6 protein-coding genes are annotated in these 6,000 nt (G+C 41.1%); 2 read left to right on the top strand and 4 right to left on the bottom strand.

Annotated elements, in window-relative coordinates:
* Window positions 1-238: 238 nt before the first annotated feature.
* Entirely contained in the window at window positions 239-1,354 is a 1,116-nt protein-coding gene (gene dprA / locus RM049_RS36160; RefSeq protein ID WP_322707649.1) for a DNA-processing protein DprA, read from the bottom strand.
* Between the two features lie 200 nt (window positions 1,355-1,554).
* On the opposite strand from dprA, the gene RM049_RS36165 reads away from it, so the two are divergent.
* A complete protein-coding gene (locus RM049_RS36165; RefSeq protein ID WP_322707650.1) occupies window positions 1,555-2,691 on the top strand; it encodes an alpha/beta hydrolase in 1,137 nt (378 codons plus the stop codon).
* A gap of 253 nt (window positions 2,692-2,944) precedes the next feature.
* Here RM049_RS36165 and RM049_RS36170 read toward each other — a convergent pair whose 3' ends face one another.
* The 3 genes from RM049_RS36170 to RM049_RS36180 all read right to left on the bottom strand — a co-directional run bounded on the left by RM049_RS36170 (window position 2,945) and on the right by RM049_RS36180 (window position 5,424).
* On the bottom strand, window positions 2,945-3,634 hold the full coding sequence (locus RM049_RS36170) for an ElyC/SanA/YdcF family protein (protein ID WP_322707651.1): 690 nt from the start codon (window positions 3,632-3,634) through the stop codon (window positions 2,945-2,947).
* Window positions 3,634-4,290: a DUF2301 domain-containing membrane protein gene (locus RM049_RS36175; RefSeq protein WP_322688826.1), complete on the bottom strand. Its 657-nt coding sequence runs from the start codon at window positions 4,288-4,290 to the stop codon at window positions 3,634-3,636. Before RM049_RS36175 ends, RM049_RS36170 begins: the two co-directional genes overlap by 1 nt.
* Window positions 4,291-4,620: 330 nt before the next feature.
* A complete protein-coding gene (locus tag RM049_RS36180; protein ID WP_322707652.1) occupies window positions 4,621-5,424 on the bottom strand; it encodes an SAM-dependent chlorinase/fluorinase in 804 nt (267 codons plus the stop codon).
* Between the two features lie 109 nt (window positions 5,425-5,533).
* On the opposite strand from RM049_RS36180, the gene RM049_RS36185 reads away from it, so the two are divergent.
* Window positions 5,534-5,689: a hypothetical protein gene (locus tag RM049_RS36185; protein ID WP_322667452.1), complete on the top strand. Its 156-nt coding sequence runs from the start codon at window positions 5,534-5,536 to the stop codon at window positions 5,687-5,689.
* Window positions 5,690-6,000: the final 311 nt, after the last annotated feature.

Consider the following 6,000-nt stretch of genomic DNA (forward strand, 5'->3'; position numbering starts at 1 on the left):
TTCCTATTTTCCCCACTTCTGCAATTTTTTTATATAAAAAAAAATAAAATTTTTATATTGTTAGGACTTACGCAAGTGTCACAAAACAATCGGATTTGTAGTTTGTAATAAGCGGTACCCCTTATTTTGAGGACTAAAGTCCTCTCTGCCAGACGCTACGCGAACACTACGAACTGTCATAAATCTGATGATGAAATTGCGAAAAATAAATCTAAATAATGTTGTTATCTTTTAATTCTTAACTTTTTTGATACCGCATACCTGGTAGTTGCGAAATAAAACCCATAAGTTCCAACTGTAACAAAGCACTGGAAACTGAGCCAGCAGCCATACCGGTTTGTTGGACAATAAAATCGAAGGGTAAAGCATCACTTGCCATCGCATTCATTACTGTTTGCAATTCTGGCGATAAAGTTGGCATTAACTGTTCTGGTGCTGTAGAAGCCTCAATTGCATCAATTTGTGGTATTGCTCCTAGCATTATTAACAGTTCGTCTAGTTCTTTAAGAATGAAAGTTGCTCCCTGACTCAGTAACTTTAAGCATCCTTGGGATGGATAATCGTCAAGTCTTCCAGGTAATGCATAGACATCTCTACCAAATTCATTTGCGTAGGTAGCAGTAATTAAGGCACCAGATTTTAAAGGCGCTTCCATTACTAGGATGGCGCGGCTTAAGCCTGCAATAATCCGGTTGCGACGGGGAAAATGAGTCCGGTCGGGTGGAGTTTTTGTGGGGTACTCACTTACAACTAACCCAGCCGTCAAAATTTGCTTGTACAAATCCCGATTTTTATGCGGATAGATGACATCTACACCAGTTCCCAAAACTGCGATCGTTCGTCCACCTGCTTTCATGGCGGCGATGTGGCTTTCGGTGTCAATTCCCTCTGCCATACCAGAAACGACTGTAAAGCCATTTTTAGCCAAAGCTGTACTAATTTGGCGAGTCCAACGGATACCATATTCTGAAGGTTGGCGGGTTCCAACAATCCCAACCATTGGTTTTTGTCCGAGATTTTCTTGGAGTTCGACTTCACCGCGATAGTACAAAATTGGCGGTGGACTCGGAGTTTCTAGCAGTAAACGGGGATAATCTGCATCTGCTGGCGTCCAGAAATGAGAGTTTTCCTGCTGGTGCTTGGTAAATAGTTGTTCTGGGTGCAAACGCGATCGCTGTTGTACTACTTTTTCTAGTGTCTGAAAACCAAAACCCTCTACTTCTCCTAACTGTACCTTAGTAGCGTTCCAAGCTGTTGCCAGCGTGCCAAAATGCTGTTGTAGCCGTCGCAGTAATACTGGCCCAATTCCCGAAATTTGTGCCCAAGCTAGCCAATATGCGCCTTCTTCTACCACTGTTCTATCCTCACGCCACTGGATTGAGTATTCCCAAATTAGGGTTGGCTGTTGATGGAGTAGGGGCGATACTGTTCGGTTAAGGCAAGAGACGCGATAAATCGCCGTCTCTACAAAGACCTCTTTCCCAATTCCCCTTGACTTTTGACTCTTGACTCTTGACTATTAACTATTGACTATCTATCTTCTTATCTTCTGTGATGAAATATTTCTATCGTCTTTTAATCAGCCTATCTGGGTGCTTAATATTTTTACTGGTGCATAGTAGCCTTGGTTTATTACCTAGTTTGGCAGCCGAAAAAGTTACCGTCAGGTACGGATTGTTTGAGCAATCGATCCCGGTGGCAGATATACGCAACTATGACAAGACACAAAAGGTTTCTGCCGATCTGAAGTCTTTTCTAGATTACCTTAGCGCTAAAGAGAAACAGAAATTTCAAGAAGCCCTTCAGGTGAAAATGTCGCTTGATATTGTGGCTTTAGATAAGTTGATAAACACAGGAATGGGCAAGCAAATTTTATCTTTTGCATCCCAAGCGATCGCTCGTCGCGATCGAGCTAGTATACAAGCACTACGATCGGCTATTATCATCGGAGCAAGATCGCCAGAAGGTCTAGGGATAGCCAGCTTTCTACAAGCTTATCCCAGCGATCGATTAGTTGTTGATGTGTCAAAAATTCAGAAGCTAGTCAGTATGGCAAATTCCTCTGCTAGTTCTGCTGATGCGCCGCCGAAAGATGACGTAAGTTCTTCACCTTTAGGGAAAGTTGCCCTACAATATCAAACACTCGCCGCCCAGGATAAACAGTTCTCAGGTTGCTTATTTGGCGATTCTATTTCGGCTGGACTTGGCAATACCCTTGGGAGTGGTACTTTTAATTTTGGGTTAAATGGTCTGAGTACAATCTCATTACTAGAACAACTGAAAAGTTTAATTCCTACCAAGGTGAAATGCGAAAAAGCCATTATTGCCGTAGGTGGAAATGATGCTTTGTATCAAATCAGTGATGAGTTATTTAGCAAAAATCTCCAAGAAGCGATCGCACTTATCCGCACAATGGGAACTAAAGAGATTTTTTTAATTCCGGCTTTTTATTCGACAGTGGCAGCAAGCTCAGATCCAACAGTAGCAGCCCCACTTAAGAGAGTTGAACAAATTAATGTTCTGATTAATCAAGTGGCTGAAACAGAAAAAGTACCAGTTGCCGCAGCCGGACTAGCACCATTATATGAAAATAATGTTCTTAAAGAAAATTTAACCAGTGATGGCGACCATCTGAATGCAGAGGGTTTGAAAATTTATCGGCAAGCATTATTACAAATCCTGGGTAAGTAGGTCAACCTAATTAATGTGAGTTCGATGAACCTCTCCCGGACAACCTCCCTCTCCCACGGGGAAAGGGAGGAGCAACGAAAAATTAGGGTTTTTGCTTTCCTCTGGGTGTCCAAGAGGGGTTGGGGGAGAGGTCAAAAAAGGGCTTGTCGAACTCACGTTAATTAAACATAAAACGCTCACTAGATAGCTCCCCGATTTATTAAATAAGTTGGGGAATTACGAATTACGAATTACGAATTACGAATTATAACTATTAGGCTTTCCAATTTAAAAACCGTGCATAAAGATAAGCTATACCTTCATCAATAACCATCCGCACGCCTTCGCTAGAATTCCACCATTTGTTTGGATTATAATCTTGTGTTGTCGCAGCAATCACACCAACATTAATTTGAGGGGTAAGTATTTTTTTAAAAAGAAACCAACTCCTACGGGCATGAACGTCCAAGGAAAAAAGATTAATCGATTCTATCTTTAAATTTGAATTGGATAGCCAACGCTCAAATTCAGCAGCAGATGCATAACTACGATCTTTAACCACAAAAGGTGTCGGAACGGCTACTACTTTTTCTGCTTCTAAACCGAGTTTTATGAAGGTGTCAGCTGACACGTCTGCAAAGTTCTTGTATCCAGTAAGATAACTTCCTTTTCCTAATGTACCTCCGGTAGTAATTATTTGATGATAAGAACCGTTTTGAAATTCAGTCAAAGCTTCTTCTATAGCGTAATCTGGTAGCCATCCTTCAACAACTAATACTTCTGCTGATTGGATCGGGGAAGTTACGGCCAGAAATGAGTGTACATGACTAAAAATGAAAAATATTAAATAAACAATCAAAGCGATCGCAATCGCCCACCCTTGAGCCGTAAGTGTCCACATTTCTTGGCGTTTGATTAGTTTGATTTGGGGAAATTTTTGACACCGACGATTTTTTATCCGCATTAAACCTTAGCTAAACGTTGTTCTTTCAAGTAGGTAAACACAGACTTATCTCCAATATCAGCAGGAATTGCTTGGACTGTCTTTCGCAGGGCAAACACTAAAAATAATATTGCCCAAGTTCCTAATAAAATGCTTTCTCCCTGAGTTGGTAAAATTCCTACCAAATGTCCTAACAACAGTAGCGGTACAATTGGGGTTAATACTTTGGTTTCCAGGCGATTGAAGCAAAAAGCCTCTTTAAAATAAATACCTGTTAAAGCTACAAAGATAAAACCAACTCCAAATAAGGTAATTGGCTGATTGTAAATCGCAAGAGCTAAAGGTTCACTACTAGCGATCGCCAGAATCACTGATGCGATACTACCAATCGCCCAAAAAACTTGCAATGCTCGGTGCAGTGATGCCATGTAGATATGGATGGTAAATAAACTTACACCAAGTGCGATGCTAAAACAAGCATATAAAGGTGTCAGTAAAGTTACAACTGTTGGGTTATTGTTGAGTAAAATCAAGGCGCTGCCGATGGCAAAGCTCAGTGCTGCTACCATTAATCCAGCGCGATAGATAATTACGCCAGTGCGATCGCTTTGAGTAATTGTAAATTCCCCAAACTGACCTTGATAAACTTCTGGTGCAGAGAGTGTTTGTGTAGTCATAGCTAAGAATAGAATTATGATTCTCTAGTAGAGTACAACAGGAAATTGCTCAAGGGTTACTTTTATTATTATGAGCAATAAGGCAACTTCATGTCACCATTCCTAAACTTACATCTTTTAGCAGTTGCTTTCTGGAAATTTTTGTCGAATTGGCACTGCCGACGGTAAATGAAAATCTTTGTTTTTAAGTGGTATGTAGTTGCCCACGCTCCATTTTATATCTAGAATTTTCCCCTTTCTTTGCCTTTTCCACAAATTACCAACAGGCACTTTGCAGCCTGGTGATTTTTCACTGTCTTAACTTTAGCAAGATTCACTGGTCTGATTGTCTTAAAAAAACAACACTTCTAACGGATCTTGTAAATCAATCTCTAATTGTGAGTGAGCATCTCCGCAATTAATGGCAATTTCTACCCAACCGTGACTGCCAACTAAAGCTATTATCTCTCCCACTTTCACCTCACTGTAAGTTTCACAGCCTGGTACACTCAATCCTGCAACTTGCACATACCAACTTTTGCCTTGCACGTAACTCGCTGGAATGTTACTCACTAAGTTGCCAAAGTGGTCAATATATTGAATGCAACCCACTACACCAGTGGTTGTCTGCTTGCAGTCGCCTATATCCAGGTTTACCAAACTTCCTAAATCGATTTCTTGCCCTAGCTGTTTGAGGGGGACACCACTTGCAAGATTAGCTGCCACTGGTGCAAAGATATCCCTACCATGAAAAGTCTTGCTTGGTTGAGGAGTGCGCCAATAATTAAGATTTGTAAGTTCGACGGCTGCGATCGCGGGGCTTTGACTGAGTACCCCGCTAAAGATACTATTATCTGGGCCGACCAAAAACCCTTGAGCAAATTCTACTGCGATCGCCCGTCGCTTGCTTCCCACACCTGGATCTACTACTGCCAGATGCACTGTCCCAAGTGGGAAATGGGCATAAGCATTCATCAGGCTAAACCTGGCTGCTTTGATGTCTTGCGGCGGAATTTGGTGGGTTAAATCTACCACCGTCAGTCTGGGGTTGATTTGGGCTATGACTCCCTTGATTATGCCTACATAAACATCGCGATCGCCAAAATCGCTCAGTAAAGTCACGAGTGGTTGTTTATCTATCTGGTTATTAGACATATTTTAGCCAAATTATATAAAAAATATATTTTCTGTAGCAACAGCTACAAAATATGTGTTATGTTAGGAATACAAGACATAAATTGAAAAACTAAAGCAGGTAATCACTATGAGTCAAAATAGACTACAAAGTTTGAGCAAATCACGAGAAACTCACAGAGCGAATATTCAAAAAAGCCTAGAGCATCGCTTGGAAATAGCTAGAGCAAAAGGCGACGAACAGTTAATCCGTCAACTGGAAGCTGAAATGAGGTATTCCAGCTAAATCAAGTTTTCATTGTTCATAGTTTTGTTGTGCAACCCGCTACGGCGGGTTTTTTGTTTTTATATCATGTCCGCCTAATTAGTTATAATTCCCACATCTGTGCAAAAACCAGGAAACCCTCTTTCTCCCTGCCCCCAGCAAGAACTGCTCCCCTGCCGTCTTAATGATAAGTCTTTAACCGGACACGATATTAGAGGGTTTCCTGGCAACAGCTATAAAAGCTTATCATTACCAAATATAAGTATCGATACTGGCTAGACCCCCATCATTGAAGACGTTGACTAAATCATCTTTCCCATCTGCGTTAAAAT

Source organism: Nostoc sp. DedQUE04 (assembly GCF_034530995.1).
Taxonomy (GTDB): domain Bacteria; phylum Cyanobacteriota; class Cyanobacteriia; order Cyanobacteriales; family Nostocaceae; genus Nostoc.